Genomic DNA, 24,380 nt, shown 5'->3' on the forward strand with positions numbered 1-24,380 from the left:
AAGAAACTCCGTTCTCTCTGTGTATTCTCTGCGAACTCTGTGTTAAAAATCTGCCTTAAAGTTTGCAAAAAATAGAAGATTAATAAAAACCTAAAAATTAAACTATCCGAATAGATGATAAAAAGCAAGCACAAAGGCTTTGCCGAGAACCTGTTATTTGCCCTAAATATTTTTATCATCTTTTTCCTGTTATTTGGTTCGGGAATAGTTATTCCGCAATGGCTGCAGCCGGTTGGCAGGCTGCACCCCCTCATCCTCCATTTTCCAATCGTGGTGCTGATAATGGCCATGGTCCTGGAGTTTTTTCGCTTCAGAGAAAGGTTCAGCACAGAAAAACTATATCATGATTTCACTACGTATCTGTGGTTAACGGGAGCAATCTTCGCTGCACTCACAGCTATTATGGGCCTGTTTTTATCCAAAGAACCTGGCTATGAAGGCGGCACTTTGCAATGGCACAAATGGCTGGGCGCTGGTGTTGTTTTTGTGTCGACGGTTATTTACTGGTGTCGCAGCGCCGGGTGGTACAATGTAAAAGCAGCAAGGCTTGGAGCCACTGTTGTGGTGCTGTCGCTGGTATTTACAGGCCACTTTGGCGCTGATCTCACCCATGGCAACAACTTTGTTTTAGCCCCGGTTTGGCATCCTGAAAAAAAATTAGTCCCTGTTGATAAAGCCCTGGTTTTTAAGGATGTTATCCAGCCCATATTTGAAAGCAAATGTATCAGCTGTCACAATCCTGATAAAATAAAAGGCGGCCTGATGCTGATAAATGAAAAATCGATTTTAAAAGGCGGCAAAGATGGCAAGCTGATTGTTCCCGGGCAACCGCAAATCAGTATGCTGTTGAAGCGCATTCACCTTCCCGCTGAAGACAAAAAACATATGCCCCCATCCGGCAAACCACAGCTAACACCTGATGAGATGAACCTGCTTTACCTGTGGGTAAAAGAAAATGTGGATTTTAAGAAAAAGGTTATTGACTTGCCCGCAAAGGATTCATTACGGTTAATCGCGTCAACCTACTTAAAACCCGCTGAAGAAATAGAGGAGAAATATGATTTTGCTGCCGCTGATGATAAGCTTATTAAAAAGCTGAATAATAATTACCGGGTTATTTATTCGTATGCAAAAGAGTCGCCGGCGCTTGGTGTAAATATTTATAATAAAAGTGCGTATCAGCCTAAAGCTTTGGAAGAATTGAGTCCGATAAAAAAGCAGGTGATCTCGCTCGACCTGGATAAGATGCCCGTAAAGGATGCTGAACTAAAAACCATTGCCCAATTTGAAAACCTGCATGTGCTTAACCTCAACTTTACCGATGTTACGGGCAGCAGCCTAAAAGAACTTGCAAAGCTCAAATATTTAAAAATGATCTCGCTTGCAGGTACTCCGCTTAATGCTGCGGCAATTAAACAGATCAGCTCCATAAAAAGCCTTACAAAAATAACCTTGTGGAATACCGGCTTAACTGATGCCGAAATAAAAGACCTGCAAGCCCATAACAAAAACATTGAATTTGTTAAAAGCTTTAAGGATGATGGCAAAGCTATCAAGCTGAACGATCCGCAGCTAAAGAATACCACGCTGGTGTTTGCTAAGTCGATACCATTACAGTTAAGTCACCCGATAAAGGGGGTGGAGCTGCGATACTCCACCGATGGCACCAATCCCGATAGCATAAAATCTCCCGTTTATAAACCCGGCCTTGAACTAACGCAGAATACAGGCGTAAAGGTAAAAGCCTACAAAGCCGGCTGGCTCAGCAGTGATGTGATGCAGTTTAACGTATTTAAAAGTACCTACACGCCCGATAGCGTTAGTTTTATAGCGCCACCAGATACTAAATACAGCGCAGATGGTGCAAAGTCCTTAGTGGATAAGGATCTCGGCGGAACAAATTTTGGCAACAGTAAATGGATAGCGGCTCAAAAAAACATAGTAATCTATATGCAATTTACCAAACCGGTTGATCTGCACACCATCACCTTAAATTGTTTACGAAATATAGGCAGCCAGATCTTTTTGCCAATTGGAATTGAGATTTGGGGCGGCGCGGATGTAAATCACATGAAATTATTAAGTAATGTTATACCACCCGCTGCAAAAAAGAATGATCCTGCTATGGCGATGGGCATTGATTGTAAGTTGAATATAGCCAAACCAATTACCTGCTTAAAGATCGTAACAAAAAATATTCAGAAACTGCCATCGTGGGATCCGGTAAAAAAAGGACCGGAATGGGTGTTTATGGATGAGATATTCTTAAATTAGAAGATAATAAACCAAATATAAAAAATCGCGTCATTGCTTCGTTCCTCGCAAGGACGTTTAGATTATTGTTTTATGGATAATAAAAACACTTACGATGCCATTGTGGTAGGCTCTGGCATCAGCGGCGGCTGGGCTGCCAAGGAACTTTGTGAGCTTGGGGTAAAAACCCTCGTGCTTGAGCGTGGGCGCAATATTGAGCACCTGAAGGATTATCCAACGGCTACCAAAAACCCATGGGATTTCCCACACCGGATGCAGGAGCCAAAGGCTGTGCTGGATGAAAACCCCGTGATCAGCAAATGTTATGCCTTCGGCGAGGACACGCAGCACTTTTTTGTTAAAGATAAGGAGCATCCCTATATACAGGAAAAGCCTTTCGACTGGATCCGCGGATACCAGGTTGGCGGCAAATCAATTACCTGGGGGCGTGCCTGCCAGCGTTGGAGCAACTTTGAGTTCAGCGCCCCGCAGCGCTATGGCTACGCGGTTGACTGGCCCATACGATATGAAGATATTGCCCCATGGTACAGCCATGTTGAGAAATTTGCAGGGATCTGCGGTGGTAAAGACGGGCTGGAAGCTTTGCCGGATGGTGAATACCTGGAGCCTTTTGAAATGAGCGCTGTGGAGCAGGAGATCCAAAAGAAGATAAGTGCGCATTATAAAGACCGTTTTATGGTGCGTACCCGCTGGGCACATCTAACCAAGCCTGAGCCTATCCATCTGGAGCAGGGTCGTGGCCAATGCCAGGCGCGCGACCTTTGTACAAGGGGTTGTCCGTTTGGTGGTTATTTCAGCTCCGTATCATCAACCCTGCCCTGGGCAAAAAAGACCGGTAACCTTACCATCAGACCACATTCGGTAGTGCATTCCATTATTTACGATGAACAAAAAGGCAAGGCTGTAGGCGTAAAAATTATTGATGCACTGACCAACCAGGAAGTTGACTATTATGCCAAAGTGATATTTTTAAACGCGGCTTGCTTAAATACAAACCTAATATTGCTCAACTCAAAATCACACCGCTTTCCGAACGGATTAGGCAATGATAATGGCTTGCTGGGCAAGTATCTTGCCTTTCAAAATTACCGGGCGAGCGTACATGGCACTTATGATGGGCTGAAGGATAAATATTATTTCGGTAGAAATCCAACCAATCCCATCATTGCCAACTACCGTAACCTGCATAAGCAGGATACCGACTTTTTGGGCGGATACCTCACTTTTGTATATTCAAACCGGAGCCCGGAGTTCAGGAATGGGCTAAATGATGGAATTGGCGGCGATTATAAAGATTTGCTAACAGAACCCGGTCCATGGCGCGCAGGCATGTTTATGCAGGGCGAAACCATCCCGAAGGAAGAAAACCACGTACGTTTGAGCGCCGGCCATAAAGATCCATGGGGAATTCCGCAGCTTATAACCTCGGTTGGTTATGATGATAACGATGAAAAAATGGTTGCTGACTTCTTAACCCAAAGTGCTGAAATGCTTGAAATAGCCGGCGTAAGGGACATTCAAAAGATAGATACCAAACAGGCTCCGGGTCTTGACATTCACGAAATGGGCGGCTGCCGGATGGGTAACGATCCCAAAACATCATTACTAAACAAATGGAACCAGCTGCATTTGTGTAATAACGTGTTTGTAACAGATGGCGCCTGCATGACCAGCACCGGCAATCAAAGCCCATCAATTTTATATATGGCTTTTGCTGCAAGGGCAGCGCATCACGCGGTAGAGGAGATGAAGAAGGGAAATTTGAGTTAAATTTTAATTTTCAATCTCTGCGGACTCTACTGTTTTTTCTGTATCTCCGTTGTTAATTAACCACGGAGGGCGCTAAAAAAGCACAGAGGTTATAGAGGAAAAAAGAAAAACAGAAATATGATAAACCAGCGAATGAAATTTAGATTAAATTATCATGTTTCTGAAAAGACTATTCTGGAACCAGGTGTCATACTTCAAAATATTCAATTGCATCTAAATTATAAAAAGTACGATATCATTAGCGCTGCTGATAATATTGTAAAGTTTAAAACTAATCCTTGGGAATTAAGATGGCGTCATAGTCCAACAAAACTCGATGGAGGGGAATTTGAACTGAATACATCTAATGATTGCACTACGATAACATTAAATTATTATGATAATATTTTGCTGACGCTGCTTCTTGTCGTAGGAATGATGATTAGTTTAATTTCTGAGGGCGATTACGAACCCATCCCATTTTTTATCGCCTTTTTTTTAATTACAGGCCTTATCCATATTATCACGTTAAAAAGCAAAGCCAGGGAACTATTAAAGAATATATTAAAGGATATGAATCACGATATCTAAACTCAATTAATACCTATAATCAAACCATGACAGATAGAAGATCATTTCTAAAAAACACAAGCCTGTTAACCCTTTCCATCCCATTATTAAAAACCGGATTATTCGCCGCGCCATTTGCGCGTAAGCTCCCTGCATTAGGCATCCAGCTATACATGGTAAAGGAAGATATGGAAAAGGATCCATCGGGAACCTTAAAGCAAATAGGCAAAATGGGCTATACCCAAATTGAAAGCTATGGTGGCAACAAGGGTGTTTTTTGGGGGATGAGCAATAAGGAGTTCAGCAAGCTGGCAAAGGATAATGGTTTAGATGTAGTATCAACCCATTATGCAGGCAACAACGAAGGCTTTGAGAAACTGGCGGCCGAAGCGGTGGAGATTGGCATGAAATATTTGACCTACCCGTGGAAGGGTCCGCAAAAAAGTATTGATAACTTTAAAAGGATAGCCGATGAGTTTAACGGTTATGGCACCATCTGCAAAAAGAACGGACTGCGCTTCGCCTATCATCCGCATGATTATCCTTATAAACCGGTAGATGGACAGTTGCCTATTGATGTATTGCTTGCCGGTACAGATAAAGAACTGGTAGATTTCCAGATGGATTTTTATTACACGGTTACCGAGGGACAGGACCCCGAAGCATATATAAAAAAGCACAGCCCGCGTTTTCGCTTGTGCCATATGCGCGATGTGCTGAAAGTGCGTCTTCCAAAAGGCAGTGAAGATGAATCCGCCTGTGACCTTGGAACCGGGATCATTAACTACCCACACCTGCTCTCAACTGTTTTAGATAATGGGATGGAATACTTTTTTGTTGAGCAATCCCGATTTTATAATGAAACACCTCTGCAAAGCGCTGCAATTAATGCTGCCTATTTAGAGACGCTGAAACTTACGTAGCTTTACCCGCATGAACGAAGAACAACGATTACGCAAACGAATCAGGATTTGGGTGTGGATCTTTATAGTCGGCCTGGTGTTAAGCGGCGTAACAGCATTTCCTATTGAAACCGAACTCGCCTTTATGGTTAATCATTCATCCATATTTCCGGCATTTATGGCGCACTGGGTAGAAACTATTTATGCAGCGGTTAAAGATACCAATACCCGCTATCCATATTTAGCTTACGGAACAGACTGGCTGGCATTTGGGCATATAGTAATTGCTACCGCGTTTATTGGTCCGCTGCGCGATCCTGAAAAAAACATTTGGGTGATCCAGTTTGGCATGATAGCCTGTGTAATGGTTTTACCGCTGGCATTTATTGCCGGCCCAATCCGCCATATCCCTGTTTACTGGCGGTTGATTGATTGCTGCTTTGGTGTTTTCGGGATCATCCCGCTTTACGTTTGTTATAAAAGTATCAGGAAGCTGGAAGGATTGAAAGGCGTGTAAAATCACCCCGTCTTTACTTTTAAAGGAGGTTTTATGCATAAAAATCAACAATGACCCGGAGGGTTTACCCCTTTGTAGAAAAATATAATAACAAATAGATTGCCTCATTAGAGGCTACCCTTAGCCCGCAAGATCTTCAGATGGATGAAGGGTAGCCTCTAATGAGGCAAAAAAGATTGGACCTGGTGTTTCTACAAAGGGGTGGACCCTCCGGGTCATAGCTTAAGCAGGGATTATTAAAGGGATTCCGCCTTAATTACTGCCAACTGCCCACTCAAAACTGCCAGCTGATTTTCTACCTTTGCACACATGATTGAGGTTATATTAAAGAAGGGTAAAGAAAAAGCAGTTTTACACCGCCACCCCTGGGTGTTTTCGGGCGCCATTGAAAAGGTAAAAGGGAACCCCGCAAATGGCGATATTGTAAAGCTGATAGATGCCAAAGGCGCTTTTATGGCCTATGGCTTTTATAACGATCAATCGAGAGTTGCATTGCGTTTGTTGGAGTGGGATGAAGCTGTTGAAGTTAATGAGCAATGGTTCAGAGAAAAAGTAGCAGTGGCAGTAGAGGGTCGCAGTAGTTTGCTGGCAGATGGAATAATCAACACCTGCCGCTTAATATTCAGTGAGTCTGATTACCTGCCCGGCCTGATAGTTGATAAATATGCCGATCACCTGGCTGTGCAGGTGCTGACATCAGGCATAGAAAAAATGATGCCTTGTATTATTGATGAGTTGCAGCGTTTGCTAAAACCGGAAAGCATTTTTGATAAAAGCGATGCATCATCCCGGAACCACGAAGGATTGCAAACCCAAAATGTTGTACTTGCCGGCAATCACCCGCCTGAAAGAGTTGAGGTTATTGAAAACGGGATTATTTATAACATAAACATAGCCGAAGGGCAAAAATCCGGTTTTTATTGCGATCAGCGCGATAACCGAAAAATTGTGGCAGCATACGCTAAAGGGAAAAAAGTGCTGGATTGCTTTTGCTATACCGGCGGCTTTACATTAAACAGCTTGCAAAGTGGCGCTGCTGCGGTTACCACAGTCGATAGCTCGGTATTGGCAATTGATACCCTAAAAGAGAATGTGCTGCTGAATAAGTTTGATACAACTAAAGTAACCGCCATACCATCTGATGTAAATAAACAGCTCCGTAAATTCAGGGACGAGGGTGAAATGTTCGACATTATTGTGCTCGATCCGCCTAAATATGCGCCATCGCGGTCGGCATTGGATAAGGCATCACGTGCATATAAAGACCTTAATCGTTTAGGAATGCTATTGCTTAATAAGGGCGGTTTACTGGCAACCTATTCCTGTTCGGGTGCTATGGATATGGAAACCTTTAAACAGGTGCTGGCTTGGGCAGCGCTGGATGCCGGTAAACAGGTTCAGTTTATCCACCAGTTTTGCCAGCCTGAGGATCATCCAGTAAGATCATCATTTCCTGAGGGTGAGTATTTGAAGGGGCTGCTTTGCAGGGTGTTTTGAGGGACAGAACCAAGAGGTCAAGAATCAGGAATCAAGATATAAGAAGTAAGAATTTAGACTTCAATAAAATAATTTTCTATCCTTTGTCCTGTTCTTAAAACATTATTCGTCATTGGGGTATAAACATTAAAAAACTAAGTATCATGAAAGATTTCCTTCTCGTTTACAGAAACGATTACAAGAACCAGCCAGTTGGCTCACCAGAAGAAATGCAGGCTGTCACCAAAAAATGGATGGACTGGATCGGCGGTATTGCTGCCCAAAACAAATTAGCCAACCAGGGAAACCGTTTAGGCTCTGAAGGTAGGGTAGTTAGGCCAAACAATGTTGTTACTGATGGCCCTTACACCGAAATTAAAGAATTGATAGGCGGATATTCTATTATCAATGTTGAATCGTACGATGAAGCTGTTGAGATAGCAAAAGGCTGCCCGATTTTTGAATTTGGTGGAAACGTAGAAGTAAGGGACATTAACCCCATGTAAATGATTAATATCGAACCATGAATGATGAATAACGAAATGACTTCAGCGTTCGGGATCCGGCGTTCATGGTTCGATATTTAAACTTTTTTACTTAAGCCTTTGTATTATTGCAGAGGCTTTTTTTATTATGAAACAACAAGAACTTATACCGCATTTATTCAGAACGGAGTTTAGTAAAATTACGGCTGTACTGGGTAAACTATTTGGTTTTGAGCACATAGAAATTGCCGAAGATATTGCCAGCGATACTTTTTTATTGGCATCAGAAACCTGGAGCATAAAGGGCCTGCCCGAAAACCCGGTGGCCTGGCTTTATACCGTTGCAAAAAATAAGGCAAGAGACTATTTAAGGCGCAATAAGCTGTTTACCGAAAAGATTATAGCAGAGGTACAACATAATAATACCGAATTACACGAGATAGACATCGACTTATCCGATAATAATATTATTGACAGCCAGCTGCAAATGATGTTTGCCATCTGTCATCCATCCATTCCCGCCGAGGCACAGATCGGCTTGTCGCTGCGGATCCTATGTGGTTTTGGGATTGAGGAAATTGCAAATGCTTTTTTAAGCAATAAAGAAACGATCAATAAACGCCTGAGCAGGGCAAAGGGGACTTTACGGGAGGAGAAGGTAAAAATAGCCTTCCCTGCAAGTTCTGAGATTGATAAAAGATTGAAGAACGTGTTGACTACCTTATACCTGCTGTTTAACGAGGGTTATTATTCTCTCTCGCAAAATACAAGTTTGCGGAAAGATCTTTGCCTTGAGGCCATGCGTCTTAATTATTTGCTTACTGCAAATGAGGCTACAAATAAACCCATGGTAAATGCGCTGTTAGCTTTAATGTGTTTCCACGCATCTCGGTTTGACGCCAGGATAAACCAGGACGGCGAACAGGTTTTATATGATGACCAGGATACCAACCTTTGGGATAATGAACTGATAAAAAGAGGGAAATATTATTTAAATACCGCCGCAGAAGGTAACGAGGTATCAAAATACCATCTTGAAGCCGGCATAGCCTGGTGGCATACCAGTCGCAACGATACAGCTGAAAAATGGGAAGGTATTTTGCAGCTGTATAACAAGTTGCTTATAATTGAATATTCGCCAATGGCTGCATTAAACCGAACCTACGCCCTTGCCAAAGCAAACGGCAAACCAGCAGCTATTGCTGAAGCTGAAAAACTAAAGCTGGTGGATAATCATTTGTATTATTCCCTGCTGGGCTATTTGTATACCGGTGTTGATAATGAAAAAGCTGTTGAACATTTAAAAACAGCGTTGAAACTGGCCAAATCAGAAACGGACAAGGTGACGATAGAGAAGAGTATAAATAAGATATTGACTAAAAATTAAGATTTAGTCCATTAAAACGAGCTTCTTTAAATTCCTAAAATGATATTCTTGAACCCGTCTATTGTAACAATATTAATCTTTGGGAAGTCAATTGTTTTTAATGGATTAAAATGCTTGTCGTTCGTAACCAGGTAATCGGCACTTCCAGTATCAATAACAGCAATCATCAATCATTGCTGTTTAGCATTTCATCAAAGTCCATTTGCGTATATCCTTTTTTATCTAAAACATCAGTAACTTCTTCTTTCAATAGGTCAGAGAAATGGTTAACCAGTAGTCTTTTTAAGGTTAAAGTATTCTTTTCAGACATTGGCCGATTAAATAGCCTGAGCAAGCTAACCTGTATTGCATTAAGTTCCGTATGTGATTTCTGAGCTATTGCCATAATTTTATGTTAACTTATAACAGATTTACGGAATTAGTAATTACATATCAATAATTTCAATATACTGATATCTACAAACTTACAGTTAATGCAAGTAGATTTATTTAATGGATAAATAACATTAGAGCCTTAGAGAATTTAAAAACTTTTTAAGGCTCTAATGAAACGCCAATTCGTGAAAATTCGTCTTAATTCGTGAAATTAATGTTCATATCATTCAAAGTTCACTCCGCCATAGCTGGTATTAATAGTTACCCTTACATCTGAGTTGCCTTTACCAACATGGCCTTTATAATTACGGGTTGTGCCTATATGCTTGCTGCCGTCAGGCGGGTTTTTGCTGGTGATAAATACGTTGTTATCATTGTAGTTGAAGCCACCATAGCTTGTTGTAATATCAAACTCAAAGTTGCTGTTTGGCGAAACACCTATGGCCGCACCTGAATAGGAGCTATTTATATTCAGCCTTTTTAGCGAGCTTGCAGCTTCACCTATTTTGAAGCCACCTACATATGATAGGTCAAATTCGCCGATGCCCTTTAGTTTACCCAATTTAAATGAGCCGTAGCTCAGATCGGCCTTTAGGTTATTACATTCTTCCATATCAACGCTTCCGTACGAAAAATCAAGCCTTCCGCCATTCATCGAACCAACTTTTAAGCTGCCATAGCTTCCCTCAATCTCATTCGATGGGTTTGATAAGCTTTGTACCGAAGTGCTGCCATAAGATGTGCTTATTTTCACCTTCCCATCCAGGTCAGGCAATTCAATTGAACCATAGCTTGCCTCAACATTCAGATCTGTTTTGGCAGGCATGTAAACCACATAATTTATGGTGAGTTTTTGTTTTTTATTTCTTCCGCCAAAATTAAAGAGGCTCCAAAAACCATCATCATCCCGCGATATATTAGTTTTAAATGATACCTGGTCGCCAATTTTGTTGTCGCCTATATGTACACCGTTTATCAGTTTCTGGGCATCGTCGTCATTCCTGGCTTCGGCTTTAATCTGTATATCAACCTTAACTTCACGCCTGTCCCAGGTGTTAACGGTAATTTTACCGTACTGGTTGCTCAGTTTTATCCTGTCATTAGCATCAAGAGGGTAACTCTTACTGTAGTTTTTTACCTTTAAGCTTTGATTGCTGCTTTCATTTTCTTCATTATTATCAGAAACATTAATATCAAGGTTATTTAGCAGGTTGCCCAGATTAAGCTCAATTTTTGGATCAACATCAATTTCTTTAGTGTCATCAGAATCATTTACATTAATGCTTATGTTTGATGTAATGTTGTTGATTGTTGCAGACAGGTTTTTGCCAAAATCCTTCATTCCGGCCTCCAAACTTTTGCCAAGGCCATCCATTTTTACCTGGAAATCCTCATCATTAAAATTTGTTGTAATACTAATAACCGGCTTCTTTTTAGCTGAGGCAGATTTTTTTTGTGCAAAGCCGGCACTATTAACAACTAACAGCGCAGTTATTACAAGTAGTGCCGGTTTATATATTTTTGATCTCATTGTTTTGTTCTTTTTTTGATTTGTTCAACTGCTCAATAACATTCAATTGCTGATTAAGCACCTGTGTCTGAATCTGCAAGTTCCGGATCATCGCCCGTAAAACACGCTCCTGGTTAGGACTGCCGGCTAAATCGCTATTTAGTTTTTTATATGTTGAATCCATTTTAGCTATCTCGCCGCTAAACTCTTTATACAGCTCAGGGTCGGTTTTTGAAATTGCCTTTAGCTCGGTACGCTTTGTTTCAATTAATGAAGCGTACTGAATTTGTTGCTGTGCATATAGCGGGTTAATAGCAGCAAGGTCAATCGGTTTCTTTTCCTGGTTGTGCAGGTATGCAGCAAAACCTATCCCCATTACTACAATGACTGTTGCCGCTACCCTTAGCACAAAGCCAAGCGAAAAAGTTTTTGTTTCATGCTTTTTTAATTCGCTTTCCTGTGGTGGTAAATGTTTTTCAATCCTGCTCCACAAATCTGCCGATGGTTCAAGATCGTCAAACTCTTCCCTGTTCATTTTCATAAAATCCTCTAATCGCTTGCTCATGATGTTATCCCTTTTCTTTTTAAAATTTCCAGAAGTTTCCTTTTTGCCCTCAAAAACTGGGTCCGCGAGGTATTTTCCGAAATATTCAATATTTGTCCTATTTCCTCGTGGTCATACCCTTCAAGCAGGTATAGTGAGATCACTAACCTATAGCCATCAGGTAAATCCTTCATTGCTTCTTTAACCCTTGCCGCCTGGTATTGTGTTTCTTCTTCATCCTCAAATTCTTCGTCGGCAATATTTTCCAGTTGTTCGCCTTCCAGGTCTACCAGTTCAAGCTTACGTTTGCGCAGCAGGTTGATAGAGCGGTTAACTACTATTTGTTTAAGCCATAATCCAAAGGTGGTTTCCTGTCTAAAATCCTTCAGCTTGCTAAAAGCATCAACAAAAGCTTCCTGCAAAACATCTTCAGCTTCGGCAATATTTCCCACTATCCTAAAGGCAACGTTTAACATTGCTTTAGAATACAGTTTGTACAGCTCATAACAGGCTTTTTTACTGCCTTGTTTGCATTCAACCACCAGGTTATAATGCTTGTCAATATATACGGCTTCCAAATTTTGATCAGCTTGCATGTTATATGACGCAAAGGTTTTTACAACGTTGCATGAAGGAGGAATTTATTTCAGATTTCGGATGTTCGATTTCGGAATTATTATTTTCTGAGTCAGAATTTACAGAATTTTAGAATTTCCAAGATGCGCGTCAAATTCTGCTAATTCATTAATTCTGTAAATTCTGATTCAGACAAATTCCTCTACCGCCGCAACCGCACTTTCATACCTTTCTGGCCCTATGCCAGATATTATTACATAACGGGCATTCAATTCCTGCAGTTCTTTTTCCCATACTTCCATAAAATGTTCGCGCATATTGGGGAAATCACGGAGCGGGTCCTCTTCCCATGGAAGATCAATGTTTAGCAGCAGGTAAAGGTCATAGGGGTGTTTGGGCAATTCATCCAGTACTTCCTGCGGCGATTTGCCAAACACGTATTCGCTCCAGATCTTTACCGTGATAAACGTTGTATCACAAATAAGCAGTTTGTTTGCCTTTGGCAAAAGCTCCGCTTCAAGCGCTACCTGCCCGTAAAACATATTGATCTCATCCTGCCAGGTAGGCGGTTCGGTCAGCTTTTCGCAATAGCCCCGTGCGTATTCGGGCACCCAAATGGTATTATAATGAGCTGCCAGGTAAGCCGACATGGTTGATTTTCCGGTAGACTCAGGACCTACTACGGCTATTTTTATTATTTCGGATGTTTGATTTTCCATTTCGGATTTTCTTTACGCTGCTCAGAATCGACAAAAAAACTAATTTAATTATCATTTCCGCAATAAACATTCCGCACTCCGCATTTAATTACTCCGGCGGCATATAGGCTAACCGTTTTTTAAAATAGGCATCCCAGCTTTGCTGCTGGGTACGGTTTTGCATGTGCTGCGTATCTGCATCATAATCCAGGTTCAATTGCTTGTACTTGGCATCAATCCGGTTAAAAATATTTTGCGCAGCAGATTGATAATTGGCATAAAAAACAGTTTTTTCTACGGTTCTTAACAGTTCCTGCTGCTCCATGTAAGCAATAAGATAGTGTCCCTGTTCGTGTTTTAAAACCTCGGCAAGCATTCCGTCAGATGTAATTCGCTTTTTATCCATCCACGATACACAATCATTTAGCGTAAGATGGATATCAAAGTTCAGCAAGTAGTAGTTTCTTTCCCGATGTGCTTCGTACCGAAAGCTGATGGAGCAATTAGTATAGGCAACGGTATTTAAATTCGTATGCGGAACGCCCTTAAAATCGTTAGCAGTTAGCTGGCGGACAGCCTGGGCCGAAACATTATTTACAGCCAAAAGCCATAACACAGCAAGGCAAATCAAGCGCGCAAATCCAAATTTCATTAGCTGGTAAAAGTAAAATTTTACTTTTTGACTTGCACAGCATGCATTTGGTTTAACGCCATCATCTCTTTCATGGTTTGCTGCATGGCTTCGGTTGAGCCATCAAGGAAAATTACGTTGCCCTGCGAGTTCTCGGCAAAGTGCTTTATGGATTCAGTCCACATGGTAAATAATATTACCGAGGTATCCATGTTAGCTTCCTTCATTTCCTTAGCAGCTACAGTCATACCTTTTGCCACTTCCTCGCGGAATAAAGCGACACCTTGCCCGCGCAATTGCGATGCCTGGCGCTCAGCCTCCGCCGAAATTTTAATAGCATTACCTTCCGCTTCTGCGGCTTTTGTTTTAGTGATCAATAGCGCCTGACCTTCATTTTCGGCAGCGGCCTTAAGGTTATTTGAAGCCACTACCTGGCTCATTGATTTCATTATCACTTCATCAAAAGTGATGTCATTCAGCTGCAGATCCTGTAAATGATAACCCCAGCCTTCTAATATCACATCCAGCTGCTCTTTAACATGCTCAACAATGTCGCGCCTTAATATCAGCACCTCTGATTGTCTTTTGGTAGCAACAAATGCACGGATAGAGCCTTCAACCGTGCGGATAAGCGCCTGCATCAGGTTCCGCTCGTCAACAAACTTAAAGGCAACGTTTTTAATGGTTTCTTCCTGCTGGTCCAATACCGAATATAACAGCATCGCCTTAAAATATACATTGGCCTGGTCAAAAGTTACCGCCTGGAACTCCAGCTCAACCGAGCGGTTTTGGATAGATATTTTTGAATAGATATTTTCGATAAATGGAATTTTGAAATTTAAGCCCGGTGTTAATATGCGGCGGTACTTGCCAAACACTGTAATTACTACTATAGTGCCTTGTTTTACAGACACAAAAGAAGAAAGCAAAATCACCAGAAAAATAAAAGCAACAACTAAAAAGCCTATCTGAGGGGTCATAATCAATAAAGTTTAATAATCTAAATATATAATTAATTATTGGTGTGCTATTTGTTTTTTAGGAAATGCTTAACAAAAAAGCATTACAGCCATGAACTTAAAACGAACCTTCGGAGCTATACTTACCGTACTGGGTATTATAGGCTTAATTTACACCGGTGTTGAAATAATTAACCATAGCGGACAAATAACTACTCTTGTGGTGATAGGCATTATTGCCATCCTGTTTTTCTTTACAGGCATTAGTTTAGTACGCACTACTAAGGATGAGGTGTGACCGTTGATTTTAATGATTAAGTGGTTTCGCTGATGAATGCAAAATCCCAATCCAGGCGTCTTTGGCCCGGTGGATAGCGGTGGTGGGGAAGTTTTATACTATTGATTAACTAATGTAATCATCCCGTTATCACCAATCTTTAACCCCGATTCCGGGAAATCCGCTTCTGTTAGCTGTTTTATGCGGATGGCGGCTTTGTTTAAAGTATCAACCTTAATCCCGTCGTAATGGGTCTGCGTGGCCGAAATGATGCGTCCGCTTAAAAATTCGCCCTGTTTATTTACGTACACTTTAAGGATAGGGGCAAGGCCGCAAATACCGGCAACGCTCACGCTTTTGTAGGTGCAAAAATTACCCAAGCTATAGGCTATCAGCCTTTCTTTATATACTTCCATGGCACGGCAAACATGGGGACCGTTCCCGAAAACCAGGTCGGCACCGGCATCAATGGCAGCATGGGCAAAGGCATTTACATCGCCACGCTTTTCATTAACATACGTTTCCATTTCAAAGGGCACATGCTCAAAATCAATCCCCTCGCCACCACCGTGGAAAGACACGATAACTACATCACACCGCTTTTTAAGGTTTTGGATGACCCTGCCTGCGCCTTTCAGATCGAGGATAGATAATGTGTACCCGTTAGGTGCAAATGCACAAAACCCATAAGTTACACCGTTTACTTTAAAAATTGATGTGGGATGTGTTACCTGCCCGCCATAATAAATCCCCAGGCTGTCAAGCACCTTCATGGTACTGGTGCGGCCTGAATTATCAAAATCACCTATGTGATTATTTGCCAGGCTTAATACATTAAAGCCGGCATCTTTTAAAATGCCGCCATAACTTACAGGCATCCTGAAAAGATATGGCCGGCTCAGCTGGTGCAGCCTGTAATTAGCCGGGGCGCCTGTATCAAGCAATGTGCCTTCCAGGTTGCCCATAAGTATATCCGCACTGCGCAAATCATTCAAAACATTTTTAAAGCTTCCCTTTGCACTATCAGGAGGCAGGGTTTTATTATCCGGATAGGAAGTCCCCAGCATGATATCGCCAACGGCAGCAATACACAATGAATCTTGCTGCGCGGTATCTTGTTTTAGCTGTGCAGTATCATGCTTTATAGCTGCCTGCTTTTTTATTGGAGCATGATATACTGCCCGCTGCGATTCCTGCAGATTTTGACAGGCAGAAAATAACAGGATCACACCCATACAAAGCAATAAGGAGTTTCCTGCTAAATTCACTGATAATTTTGTGTGGCGCTTATTATTCAATGGGGCAATTGCTCTTTATGGTTACAACTAACATAAACAATTTTATTTATTTACAGGATGATTGCCGATAATGAAACAAAAAAATCCTTTCTGGTCAGGAAAGGACTTAGATTAATCAGGTTTATAATAAAGTTTTAGTTGTTGTCTGTACTTGTACTGCTATTATCCGTGCTTTGTTTCTCCAGCTCGGCCTTAAACGATTCCAGCATACGGCCTCCACGGTAAAAATATCTGCGGTAATAAGCATCGTCAAGGCTGCTGATGGCGACACCTCTTGATGACGCATGCGCAAATCTGTTGTTGCCTAAATAAATGCCTACATGCGAGATGCGGCGGCTGTGGATTTTAAAGAAAACCAGGTCCCCTTCTTTCAGGTCGTCCCTTCTAACGGGGCTAACCATGCTGAAAATATCGCGTGAGCTGCGCTGGATATCCATGTTGAATACCTCGCTGTATAATTCTTTTGTAAATGCTGAACAATCAATCCCTCTTCTTGAGCTTCCGCCAAAACGGTACGGGGTACCAATCCAGTCGTAAACAAAGTGAAAAAGTTTCATATTTGATGTTGCCGACATTGCAACACCCATTATCTGGGATAAATAATCTTTGGCTAATGATTCCTGATCGTCAGGATTTTTGTCGTCCGTTGGACCTGGACTGATTTTTGTTTGAGCTTGAACAGCTAATATGCTGAAAAATAACGCAATAACGATAGTAACTTTCTTCATTTAATCGATTAGTTTGTTGTATTAGGCCAACAAATTGTTTATTAAATTGGACACCCTGTCTATTGTCGGTTACAAAACTATTTAAATTTTTTAAAATTGCAACAGAATGACTATTTTTTTTCAACATTTGTCTGCAATTGTTAATTAGCAGGGGAATTATTTGCAAAATTTCAAATTCCGGAATTTTATATAATTCTTCTAATAAGAAAAAACGGCGTTAGTTTTACCCTCCATTTTGTTTTTTAACGGTAATATTAACAAGGATATTGAAAATATTACACATCTTTTTGATAAAATCATCATTTAACACCCTCATTGCAGTTTCTATATTTCATAGATATAATTAGATTTGCGCTTTATAATAATTGATCGTTTAATAATACATGAGTTCAATCGAAATAAATAAGGACACTTACCTGATGTGGTACGAGTCAATGCTTTTGATGCGAAAGTTCGAAGAAAAAGCCGGACAATTATACGGACAACAAAAAATAAGGGGTTTTTGCCACTTATATATAGGCCAGGAAGCTGTATTAGCCGGAGCAATGTCTGTACTTAAACAGGAAGACAGTATGATAACCGCTTATCGCGATCATGCACATGCCATTGCTAAAGGTGTTACCTCTAATTCTATAATGGCCGAACTGTATGGAAAAGCTACCGGATGCTCAAAAGGCAAAGGTGGATCTATGCACATGTTTGATAAAGAAAAACATTTTTATGGTGGTCACGGTATTGTTGGCGGACAGGTACCTTTGGGTGCAGGTATTGCCTTTGCCGAAAAATATAAGGGAACCGAGTTTGTGAACGTAGCCTACATGGGTGATGGCGCCGTGCGCCAGGGTGCATTAACTGAAACCTTTAATATGGCGGCCCTTTGGAAGCTGCCTGTAATATTTGTTTGCGAAAACAATGGTTATGCTATGGGTACTTCATTAGAGCGTACAACTGCACAAACCGATATCTATAAATTAGGCTTGCCTTACGGCATCCCTTCATCACCGGTTGATGGTATGGACCCTGCTGCTGTACATAAAGCTATGGACGAAGCTGTTCAGCGTGCGCGTGCAGGAGAAGGGCCAACCTTCCTTGAGATGCGTACCTATCGTTATAAAGGCCACTCCATGTCTGATCCGCAAAAATACCGCACTAAAGAAGAACTGGAATCATATAAGGCAAAAGATCCTTTGGAACTTACTAAGCATACTATACTTTCAGAAGGCTATGCTGATGAGAAATGGTTTGAAGAGATTGAAGCTAAAATAAAGGCTGAGGTAGATGAATCAGTAAAGTTTGCAGAAGAGTCGCCATGGCCGGAAGCGTCAGAACTGTATACCGATGTGTACGTTCAAAAAGATTACCCTTATATAATGAGCTAATCGTTATATTTAAATTGTATTTATAAGAACTATTGAATCAAATAATATATGGCCGAAGTAGTTAGAATGCCTAAAATGAGCGATACCATGACCGAAGGGGTATTGGCTAAATGGCATAAAAAAGTTGGTGATAAAGTAAAATCGGGCGATGTATTGGCCGAAATTGAAACTGATAAAGCCACAATGGATTTTGAATCGTACCAGGATGGCACTTTACTTTACATCGGTGTTGAAGAAGGCCAGGCTGTTCCGATTGATGCACTGATTGCTGTTTTAGGAGCCGAAGGCGAAGATTACCAGGCTGCTATTGATGCAAGCAAAGCTGAAGCACCTGCTGCAGAAGCTTCAACTGAAGCTGAAAAAGCCGAACCTGTTTCTGAAAAACCTGAAGTAGCTGCCGAAAACGGAAAAGCAAAAGCTCCAAAAGCAACTGAAGATAAAAAACCGGCTGAAGCTGTTGAAACCAAGCCTAAGGTTGATAAAAGCACTATCCCGGCAACGGTTATCCGCATGCCCGCCCTTAGCGACACCATGACCGAAGGTGTTATAAACAAATGGAACTTTAAAGTTGGCGACACTGTAAAAAGTGACGACTCACTGGCTGATGTAGAAACTGACAAAGCCACTATGGAAGTTGTTGGCTACGAAGCAGGCACCTTATTATATATAGGCCCTAAAGAAGGCGAAGCGGCACCTGTGAATGGTATTATTGCAATCGTAGGTAAAGCCGGAACTGATATTACACCATTGTTATCTGACGATGAAGCTGCCCCTGCTGCAAAAGCTGAAGAGGCTCCTGCTGCGGAAGCTAAAGCTGAAGAAACAGAGTCAGACAGTGCCGCAGATGCTACGTCGACAGACGACAGCCGGGTTAAAGCATCACCGCTTGCCCGAAAAATAGCAAAAGATAAAGGCATCAACCTTAATGATGTAAAAGGATCTGCCGAAGGCGGCCGTATTATTAAGAAAGATGTTGAAGAATATGTTCGGTCTGCTAAACCAGCTACAGTAGCAGCGGAAAGCAGCAGTAAAGAAGCTGCACCTTCACAACCTGCTACTGCCGCTCCTTCAGCGCCACTGCCGGAATATACAGGGGAAGAAAAATATACGGAAAGGAACGTTAGCCAGATGCGTAAGGCAATCAGCCGCCGTTTAAGCGAAAGCTTGTTCACTGCGCCGCATTTCTACGTAACCATGAGCATTGACATGGACCAGGCTATTGCAGCCCGTACCCGCATTAATGATGTTGCCCCGGTTAAGATCTCGTTTAATGATTTTGTATTAAAAGCCTGCGCTGTTGCCTTAAAACAACACCCGGCTATTAATTCATCATTCATGGGCGATAAGATCCGCACTAATGAGCATGTGCACATTGGTGTTGCCGTAGCCGTTGATGAAGGTTTACTGGTACCGGTTATAAAATTTGCCGATGGCAAATCATTAAGCCGCATCAGTGTTGAAGTAAAAGAGTTTGCCGGCAAAGCAAAAGCCAAAAAACTACAGCCAAACGAAATGGAAGGCTCAACTTTCACCATATCAAACCTTGGAATGTTTGGTGTTGATGAGTTTACCGCTATTATAAACACACCTAATGCCTGTATCCTCGCCGTTAGTGGCATCCAACAGGTTCCGGTTGTTAAAAACGGGGCAGTAGTACCAGGCAATGTAATGAAGGTAACCCTAAGCTGCGACCACCGTGTGGTTGATGGCGCAACAGGTGCCGCATTTCTGCAAACATTAAAATCAATGCTGGAAGAACCGGTAAGAATGCTTGTTTAAGGATTTCGGAAGTCGGATTTTCGATTTCGGAATTAGCATATTTAACAGCGATGAGTTTTAGGATTCGTCGCTGTTTTTGTTTGAAAAAGACTAATTTGTTACCATGACTAATAAGGATTATAAAGGAAAAACTTATAAGCAATTTGTATTTATTTATCGCTTTACACTTCTTTTATTAGTAGGGATGGGCATCTATTATAACTACACCGGTAAAACCACCGGAGGTGTACTATATGGAAAATATGGGGGTTCCACGACCGTTAGTTATGGGGGAAATGGCTTTTTTATAATGGCAGCAGCTCTGTTATTTGGACATTTTTTTATTTGGCTATTTACAAAAACACCCGGCCGTGATTCGTGATAAAAAATTACATCGTTATCTGCAAGTGTATCTAAATCAAGCCATCCCTTAATCAAGCGGATCATGGTTCAAAAAAGAGAATCTTAAGCAGCCCCCAGCCTTGGTAATTCCTTCCCCCTACGCATCATATACAAACCATAACATGATGTAGCCACAGCAAGCCCGATACCTATAAAAGCTAAAACGTTAGGTTGGGATAATGTATGATTTAAGCTGAATGTAATACCTAAAATGGCAATCACAGTGCTCCAGGTAGCCAGATAGTAATCAATTGTACGCTTAAATACGCGGGCCATAGGGTAAAAGTGCAGTCCTACTACCAGGGCAATCACCGGGATGGTTAACTCGGGGTGCCCGATGTTGGTTACAATGTTTATGGCTATAAAGATCAATAGTCCCTCGGCGCCAAAAATTATCCCGAACCACATGCCCGTCTTTTTCCCTTCGGTCTTGTCTTCTTCCGATTCAACTTTTGGGAAATATTTGGCTATCCGGAATAGTGAGATACCCTTAACTATAAAGGCTATAGCAAGTACAGGGAACACAATTAATGTCCATACCAGGATGCTGTTATATAAACCACCGTACGCAATACCCGCCCATATCAGGGTAAAAAAGGCCATCATCAGCAAGCCGCTTGCAATGCCTTTTACCGCTGCGGCGGGTATCAGGTGCGGTTGGTTATCCATTTCTTTAAGCTTAGGTTAGGTAATTATTTTTCAAGTTTGGGTACCCTTTTAGGCGTATCCTTACCCGAAACTATGCCTCTTGAGCTTAATGCAATAGCCCTGATAGTTGATGTGATATTTGCTACATCCAACGTGCTCAGTTCATCGCCAACGGTATGGTAAAACTTATCTATGTCTATCTGATCAGTTGAGATAGTGTGGGCCGGCACGCCTACTGCGGCCAATGAGGCATTGTCGCTGCGGTAAAACAGGTTTTGCTCCGGGTATGGATCCGGATAAAATTTAAAGGCTGTGCCTTCCAGGTTCTTTTGCAGGATGGTGCCAAAGTCCGACCGCTCAAAGCCGGTAATAAAGGCCGAGTTCTCGCCAAATTTTGAGGCCTTGCCTATCATCTCGATATTAAACATCGCCACTACCTTGTCAGGATCGACAGTTGTCGCAAAATGCTGCGAGCCATACTCGCCTATTTCTTCAGCAGTAAATGCAACAAAAATTAATGTGCGTGCATTGTTATTTAGTTTTTTATAGTATTTGGCAAGCGTGATAACTGCGGTGGTACCTGATGCATCATCATCGGCGCCATTGGCAATACTATCGCCTTTTACGGGTTTAATTATCCCCAGGTGATCATAATGCCCGCCAAATATTACATACTCGTCAGGTTTTGTTTTACCGGGGATCATGCCAGCTATATTAAACAACGGCAACTGCTCCGACTTGCCGGTATAGCTTACATCAAATGATTTTATATCATCGTGATTGCCCAGCACAAAAACTAGCGCCTGGTCGTCATTGGTATTCTTGGTAACCGTTCCTTTTGCCGAGCGGCCTTTCAAGCTTTGAAAAATGGCGGTAAACTGCGGATCAACGAGGATCAGTAGTTTCTTGCCGCTTTTTATATAGCTCATGTATTCTGTACGGAAATTTTTATCCGCACTTAGCTTAACAATTTGCACCTCGCTGTTGTTGCTCCAGTTTAATGATGTTGCGCTTGTGTTGGCAAAAACGCTATCCTGCGGAATTAACTTTCCATTAATATTTACTAGTGTTTTAACAGCAGTAATGCGGGTCATGGCAAAGTTTTGACGAAAATCCTTATTGCCTGCCAAAGGAACCAGGCCGGCTTGTTTGTACTGGCCCTCGATGTATTGTGCAGCTTTTTCAATGCCGGGTGTAAACGTTGCACGGCCCTGCATATCATCTGCAGATAAAGTTTTGATAACCTGCGCTACCTCGTCCTGGTTAATCAATTTATTTACATCCTGCCCAAAGCTGGAGATGGTTGCAGCCAATAAGGCTAATGCTAATATGGTTTTTTTCATGTTTGTTTTTATTTGACCTTTGATGAGAGCCAATTGTTACGGAATGTTTGCTGTTCTTTTGTTAACTCTTTACCCGCCTTTTCATAGGTAACCACTTCAAGTGCCGGGTTTTCTTCTAATATTATGGTAGTTTCATGCTCGCCGGTACGGTTTTTATAGTTAACCACCAGCTTATCGCCTATATTTTTTGTTGCGACGATATCAGTAAATGATTTTGCATCAGTAACATCTTTTCCATCCGCTTTTAAAATAATATCACCGGCATCCAGTCCTGCTTTGTAAACCGGGGTTCCCTGTACGGTGCTTGCCTGTATGGGTAGGCCAACAGTTCCGGTAGTGCGGGCTACGCCAGAGCGGCCGCGGTTTTGCGTAACAGCAAGCGGCCCTGCCCATGCTTTACCCGCATCGGCCTTGCGCAGTATCAATCCTGCTTTTGCCAGCAGTGCTTCGTAATCGTTTTTATCTAGCCCGTAAATAAATTTGCTGAAAAAATCAGCAGCAAATTTGGGATTCTTTGTTACCTGGGCAAGGTCGGCCTGCAGGTCGGGAATGGTATATGGTTTCATCACCTTGCCGCGGTTAAGCCAAACGGTACGCATATAGTCATCCAGCGCCAGGTTGAAATCGCTGCGCAAACGCAGGTCAAGCGCAAGGGCTATTGCACCGCCATAAAAATAGTAACTGGTGAAAACATTGTTGTTGTTATTTGGGTCGATAGAAACACCGGCATCAGCAAATACCGAGTAACGGCTCATTTGCGGCGCCGAATATTTTTTTGATGCTGGTTTATTCAACACCGAGTTAACCAGGCCTGCAATAACATCCGTATAGTCGTCAACATTCCGGAAGCCGGAGCGCATTAGCAGCAATTCGCCATAATATTGCGTAAATCCTTCGGCAAACCAAAGCTCGCTGCTCATATTGGCATGCTCAAAGTTAAACGGCTCCAGTGATTTTGGGCGGATGCGCTTCACATTCCAGCTATGGAAATACTCATGCGAGAATGTACCCAGAAGGTTAACTTCATTTCCTTCAACCTTAGGAGCCGGCTGTACAATACAAGTTGAGTTGCGGTGCTCCATGCCATCACCCGATACGGTTGGGTGTACATCATCCAAAAAAGTATATTCGCCATAATCATAGGTTGGCAGTTCGCCATATACCGCTTTTTCTTCGAGTACCATTTTTTGCACCATCTTGCTAAAATTATCAATCACGGCCTGGCTATCGTCTGAGTGCACGGTTAGGTTTATCTTTTCAGTTTTTCCATCCGTGTTCACCACATCCCAGCTGCTGATCTTATAGTCAGAAAGCTCCGTTGGGCTGTCCATCATGTATTGCATATCGGGTGCGCTATAAACTTTGCCACTCTCGTGTTTTAGCTGGGTGGCAACCCGCCATCCGTATTTATCAAGGTCATTAAACTCAAATTGTATCGGGCGCTTTTCAAGACCGGGGATCCACATAAAGGCGGCCGGCATGTTCAGGTGGGCATGGCTGGGATCTATGCCTGCATAAGTACCGTCGGTAAGGTTGGCAAACAAAGTATAGCTTATTTTAACCGTTTCGGGGTGTGAGCCAACTTCATATACATCGCCCTCAATTTGTTTTATTGGGAGGATTTTTCCCTTCGCATCCGTTGCTGTAACATTATAAACGTTTTTGCCAAACTCGTGAGTGGCATAACGGCCGGCTGATGAGCGGCTCATCCTCACCTTAAAATTTCCATCGGGAGCCTGAGGAACAAACATTACAATTTCTGCTTCGTGATGGGCCGCATTAGGGAACGAAACGGAATAAAATATAGGCCTTACAACCTGCTGGGCAATTGATGCGGATGTTATAAAACAGATCCCCGCTATTAGTAGTAATTTCTTCATGTATATAAATTAAC

At 42.1% G+C, this 24,380-nt stretch carries 24 protein-coding genes; 12 read left to right on the forward strand and 12 right to left on the reverse strand.

Annotated features, from left to right (window positions below):
- Window positions 1-114 precede the first annotated feature (114 nt).
- The 8 genes from JWQ54_RS20055 to JWQ54_RS20090 all read left to right on the forward strand — a co-directional run bounded on the left by JWQ54_RS20055 (window position 115) and on the right by JWQ54_RS20090 (window position 9,360).
- Window positions 115-2,274, forward strand: a complete 2,160-nt coding sequence (locus tag JWQ54_RS20055; RefSeq protein ID WP_299588509.1) for a c-type cytochrome domain-containing protein — start codon at window positions 115-117, stop codon at window positions 2,272-2,274.
- Between the two features lie 72 nt (window positions 2,275-2,346).
- Window positions 2,347-4,044: a GMC family oxidoreductase gene (locus tag JWQ54_RS20060; RefSeq protein WP_299588512.1), complete on the forward strand. Its 1,698-nt coding sequence runs from the start codon at window positions 2,347-2,349 to the stop codon at window positions 4,042-4,044.
- 132 nt (window positions 4,045-4,176) lie between these two features.
- Window positions 4,177-4,614, forward strand: coding sequence for a hypothetical protein (locus tag JWQ54_RS20065; protein WP_299588516.1), 438 nt, complete (start codon window positions 4,177-4,179; stop codon window positions 4,612-4,614).
- A gap of 26 nt (window positions 4,615-4,640) precedes the next feature.
- Window positions 4,641-5,516, forward strand: coding sequence for a sugar phosphate isomerase/epimerase (locus tag JWQ54_RS20070; protein WP_299588519.1), 876 nt, complete (start codon window positions 4,641-4,643; stop codon window positions 5,514-5,516).
- A gap of 10 nt (window positions 5,517-5,526) precedes the next feature.
- Window positions 5,527-6,012 carry a hypothetical protein gene (locus JWQ54_RS20075; protein WP_299588521.1) on the forward strand — a complete coding sequence of 162 codons (486 nt, stop codon included), beginning with the start codon at window positions 5,527-5,529 and terminating at the stop codon, window positions 6,010-6,012.
- A gap of 309 nt (window positions 6,013-6,321) precedes the next feature.
- Window positions 6,322-7,509 carry a class I SAM-dependent rRNA methyltransferase gene (locus tag JWQ54_RS20080; protein WP_299588522.1) on the forward strand — a complete coding sequence of 396 codons (1,188 nt, stop codon included), beginning with the start codon at window positions 6,322-6,324 and terminating at the stop codon, window positions 7,507-7,509.
- Between the two features lie 143 nt (window positions 7,510-7,652).
- On the forward strand, window positions 7,653-7,994 hold the full coding sequence (locus tag JWQ54_RS20085) for a YciI family protein (protein ID WP_299588524.1): 342 nt from the start codon (window positions 7,653-7,655) through the stop codon (window positions 7,992-7,994).
- Window positions 7,995-8,121: 127 nt separating this feature from the next.
- Complete coding sequence (locus JWQ54_RS20090; RefSeq protein WP_299588527.1) at window positions 8,122-9,360, forward strand: DUF6596 domain-containing protein; 1,239 nt, start codon at window positions 8,122-8,124, stop codon at window positions 9,358-9,360.
- 166 nt (window positions 9,361-9,526) lie between these two features.
- Here JWQ54_RS20090 and JWQ54_RS20095 read toward each other — a convergent pair whose 3' ends face one another.
- The 7 genes from JWQ54_RS20095 to JWQ54_RS20125 all read right to left on the reverse strand — a co-directional run bounded on the left by JWQ54_RS20095 (window position 9,527) and on the right by JWQ54_RS20125 (window position 14,674).
- Window positions 9,527-9,745 (reverse strand): hypothetical protein, encoded by a 219-nt coding sequence (locus tag JWQ54_RS20095; protein ID WP_299588529.1) that lies wholly within the window; start codon window positions 9,743-9,745, stop codon window positions 9,527-9,529.
- A gap of 213 nt (window positions 9,746-9,958) precedes the next feature.
- Entirely contained in the window at window positions 9,959-11,266 is a 1,308-nt protein-coding gene (locus tag JWQ54_RS20100; RefSeq protein ID WP_299588532.1) for a hypothetical protein, read from the reverse strand.
- Window positions 11,247-11,810: a hypothetical protein gene (locus JWQ54_RS20105; protein WP_299588535.1), complete on the reverse strand. Its 564-nt coding sequence runs from the start codon at window positions 11,808-11,810 to the stop codon at window positions 11,247-11,249. Before JWQ54_RS20105 ends, JWQ54_RS20100 begins: the two co-directional genes overlap by 20 nt.
- Entirely contained in the window at window positions 11,807-12,385 is a 579-nt protein-coding gene (locus tag JWQ54_RS20110) for a sigma-70 family RNA polymerase sigma factor (protein WP_299588537.1), read from the reverse strand. The genes JWQ54_RS20105 and JWQ54_RS20110 overlap by 4 nt, the downstream gene beginning before the upstream one ends.
- 168 nt (window positions 12,386-12,553) lie before the next feature.
- Window positions 12,554-13,084: an ATP-binding protein gene (locus JWQ54_RS20115; protein WP_299588540.1), complete on the reverse strand. Its 531-nt coding sequence runs from the start codon at window positions 13,082-13,084 to the stop codon at window positions 12,554-12,556.
- A gap of 88 nt (window positions 13,085-13,172) precedes the next feature.
- Complete coding sequence (locus JWQ54_RS20120; RefSeq protein WP_299588542.1) at window positions 13,173-13,715, reverse strand: DUF922 domain-containing protein; 543 nt, start codon at window positions 13,713-13,715, stop codon at window positions 13,173-13,175.
- A gap of 20 nt (window positions 13,716-13,735) precedes the next feature.
- The gene (locus JWQ54_RS20125; protein WP_299588544.1) at window positions 13,736-14,674 is read right to left on the reverse strand and encodes an SPFH domain-containing protein; all 939 of its coding nucleotides are present in this window, start codon (window positions 14,672-14,674) and stop codon (window positions 13,736-13,738) included.
- Window positions 14,675-14,765: 91 nt separating this feature from the next.
- Here JWQ54_RS20125 and JWQ54_RS20130 point away from each other — a divergent pair, with 91 nt between their 5' ends.
- Window positions 14,766-14,951, forward strand: coding sequence for a hypothetical protein (locus JWQ54_RS20130; protein WP_299588547.1), 186 nt, complete (start codon window positions 14,766-14,768; stop codon window positions 14,949-14,951).
- A gap of 98 nt (window positions 14,952-15,049) precedes the next feature.
- Here JWQ54_RS20130 and JWQ54_RS20135 read toward each other — a convergent pair whose 3' ends face one another.
- Window positions 15,050-16,198: a CapA family protein gene (locus JWQ54_RS20135; protein ID WP_299588550.1), complete on the reverse strand. Its 1,149-nt coding sequence runs from the start codon at window positions 16,196-16,198 to the stop codon at window positions 15,050-15,052.
- 164 nt (window positions 16,199-16,362) lie between these two features.
- Complete coding sequence (locus tag JWQ54_RS20140; RefSeq protein ID WP_299588553.1) at window positions 16,363-16,956, reverse strand: NlpC/P60 family protein; 594 nt, start codon at window positions 16,954-16,956, stop codon at window positions 16,363-16,365.
- A 383-nt stretch (window positions 16,957-17,339) separates the two neighbouring features.
- Between JWQ54_RS20140 and pdhA the strand changes: the two genes are divergently transcribed.
- From pdhA to JWQ54_RS20155, 3 genes are all read left to right on the forward strand, one after another.
- Window positions 17,340-18,335: a pyruvate dehydrogenase (acetyl-transferring) E1 component subunit alpha gene (pdhA, locus tag JWQ54_RS20145; RefSeq protein WP_299588555.1), complete on the forward strand. Its 996-nt coding sequence runs from the start codon at window positions 17,340-17,342 to the stop codon at window positions 18,333-18,335.
- 48 nt (window positions 18,336-18,383) lie between these two features.
- Complete coding sequence (locus tag JWQ54_RS20150) at window positions 18,384-20,114, forward strand: pyruvate dehydrogenase complex dihydrolipoamide acetyltransferase (RefSeq protein WP_299588557.1); 1,731 nt, start codon at window positions 18,384-18,386, stop codon at window positions 20,112-20,114.
- Between the two features lie 103 nt (window positions 20,115-20,217).
- Complete coding sequence (locus tag JWQ54_RS20155) at window positions 20,218-20,475, forward strand: hypothetical protein (protein ID WP_299588560.1); 258 nt, start codon at window positions 20,218-20,220, stop codon at window positions 20,473-20,475.
- 83 nt (window positions 20,476-20,558) lie between these two features.
- Here JWQ54_RS20155 and JWQ54_RS20160 read toward each other — a convergent pair whose 3' ends face one another.
- From JWQ54_RS20160 to JWQ54_RS20170, 3 genes are read right to left on the reverse strand one after another with little or no spacing between them, the layout of a single operon-like run.
- Entirely contained in the window at window positions 20,559-21,164 is a 606-nt protein-coding gene (locus tag JWQ54_RS20160; RefSeq protein WP_299588563.1) for a hypothetical protein, read from the reverse strand.
- Window positions 21,165-21,187: 23 nt separating this feature from the next.
- Window positions 21,188-22,486, reverse strand: a complete 1,299-nt coding sequence (locus JWQ54_RS20165; protein ID WP_299588566.1) for a M20/M25/M40 family metallo-hydrolase — start codon at window positions 22,484-22,486, stop codon at window positions 21,188-21,190.
- Window positions 22,487-22,494: 8 nt separating this feature from the next.
- Window positions 22,495-24,366: a M61 family metallopeptidase gene (locus JWQ54_RS20170; RefSeq protein WP_299588569.1), complete on the reverse strand. Its 1,872-nt coding sequence runs from the start codon at window positions 24,364-24,366 to the stop codon at window positions 22,495-22,497.
- Window positions 24,367-24,380 lie beyond the last annotated feature (14 nt).

Origin of the sequence: Mucilaginibacter sp. (genome assembly GCF_028288225.1) — a bacterium.
GTDB lineage: Bacteria > Bacteroidota > Bacteroidia > Sphingobacteriales > Sphingobacteriaceae > Mucilaginibacter.

Excerpts from the sequence above, each read along its gene's own strand:
- JWQ54_RS20055 (WP_299588509.1), top strand. The coding sequence starts at position 115 with ATGATAAAAAGCAAGCACAAAGGCTTTGCCGAGAACCTGTTATTTGCC.
- JWQ54_RS20060 (WP_299588512.1), top strand. The coding sequence starts at position 2,347 with ATGGATAATAAAAACACTTACGATGCCATTGTGGTAGGCTCTGGCATC.
- JWQ54_RS20065 (WP_299588516.1), top strand. The coding sequence starts at position 4,177 with ATGAAATTTAGATTAAATTATCATGTTTCTGAAAAGACTATTCTGGAA.
- JWQ54_RS20070 (WP_299588519.1), top strand. The coding sequence starts at position 4,641 with ATGACAGATAGAAGATCATTTCTAAAAAACACAAGCCTGTTAACCCTT.
- JWQ54_RS20075 (WP_299588521.1), top strand. The coding sequence starts at position 5,527 with ATGAACGAAGAACAACGATTACGCAAACGAATCAGGATTTGGGTGTGG.
- JWQ54_RS20080 (WP_299588522.1), top strand. The coding sequence starts at position 6,322 with ATGATTGAGGTTATATTAAAGAAGGGTAAAGAAAAAGCAGTTTTACAC.
- JWQ54_RS20085 (WP_299588524.1), top strand. The coding sequence starts at position 7,653 with ATGAAAGATTTCCTTCTCGTTTACAGAAACGATTACAAGAACCAGCCA.
- JWQ54_RS20090 (WP_299588527.1), top strand. The coding sequence starts at position 8,122 with ATGAAACAACAAGAACTTATACCGCATTTATTCAGAACGGAGTTTAGT.
- JWQ54_RS20095 (WP_299588529.1), bottom strand. The coding sequence starts at position 9,745 with ATGGCAATAGCTCAGAAATCACATACGGAACTTAATGCAATACAGGTT.
- JWQ54_RS20100 (WP_299588532.1), bottom strand. The coding sequence starts at position 11,266 with ATGAGATCAAAAATATATAAACCGGCACTACTTGTAATAACTGCGCTG.
- JWQ54_RS20105 (WP_299588535.1), bottom strand. The coding sequence starts at position 11,810 with ATGAGCAAGCGATTAGAGGATTTTATGAAAATGAACAGGGAAGAGTTT.
- JWQ54_RS20110 (WP_299588537.1), bottom strand. The coding sequence starts at position 12,385 with ATGCAAGCTGATCAAAATTTGGAAGCCGTATATATTGACAAGCATTAT.
- JWQ54_RS20115 (WP_299588540.1), bottom strand. The coding sequence starts at position 13,084 with ATGGAAAATCAAACATCCGAAATAATAAAAATAGCCGTAGTAGGTCCT.
- JWQ54_RS20120 (WP_299588542.1), bottom strand. The coding sequence starts at position 13,715 with ATGAAATTTGGATTTGCGCGCTTGATTTGCCTTGCTGTGTTATGGCTT.
- JWQ54_RS20125 (WP_299588544.1), bottom strand. The coding sequence starts at position 14,674 with ATGACCCCTCAGATAGGCTTTTTAGTTGTTGCTTTTATTTTTCTGGTG.
- JWQ54_RS20130 (WP_299588547.1), top strand. The coding sequence starts at position 14,766 with ATGAACTTAAAACGAACCTTCGGAGCTATACTTACCGTACTGGGTATT.
- JWQ54_RS20140 (WP_299588553.1), bottom strand. The coding sequence starts at position 16,956 with ATGAAGAAAGTTACTATCGTTATTGCGTTATTTTTCAGCATATTAGCT.
- pdhA (WP_299588555.1), top strand. The coding sequence starts at position 17,340 with ATGAGTTCAATCGAAATAAATAAGGACACTTACCTGATGTGGTACGAG.
- JWQ54_RS20150 (WP_299588557.1), top strand. The coding sequence starts at position 18,384 with ATGGCCGAAGTAGTTAGAATGCCTAAAATGAGCGATACCATGACCGAA.
- JWQ54_RS20155 (WP_299588560.1), top strand. The coding sequence starts at position 20,218 with ATGACTAATAAGGATTATAAAGGAAAAACTTATAAGCAATTTGTATTT.
- JWQ54_RS20160 (WP_299588563.1), bottom strand. The coding sequence starts at position 21,164 with ATGGATAACCAACCGCACCTGATACCCGCCGCAGCGGTAAAAGGCATT.
- JWQ54_RS20165 (WP_299588566.1), bottom strand. The coding sequence starts at position 22,486 with ATGAAAAAAACCATATTAGCATTAGCCTTATTGGCTGCAACCATCTCC.
- JWQ54_RS20170 (WP_299588569.1), bottom strand. The coding sequence starts at position 24,366 with ATGAAGAAATTACTACTAATAGCGGGGATCTGTTTTATAACATCCGCA.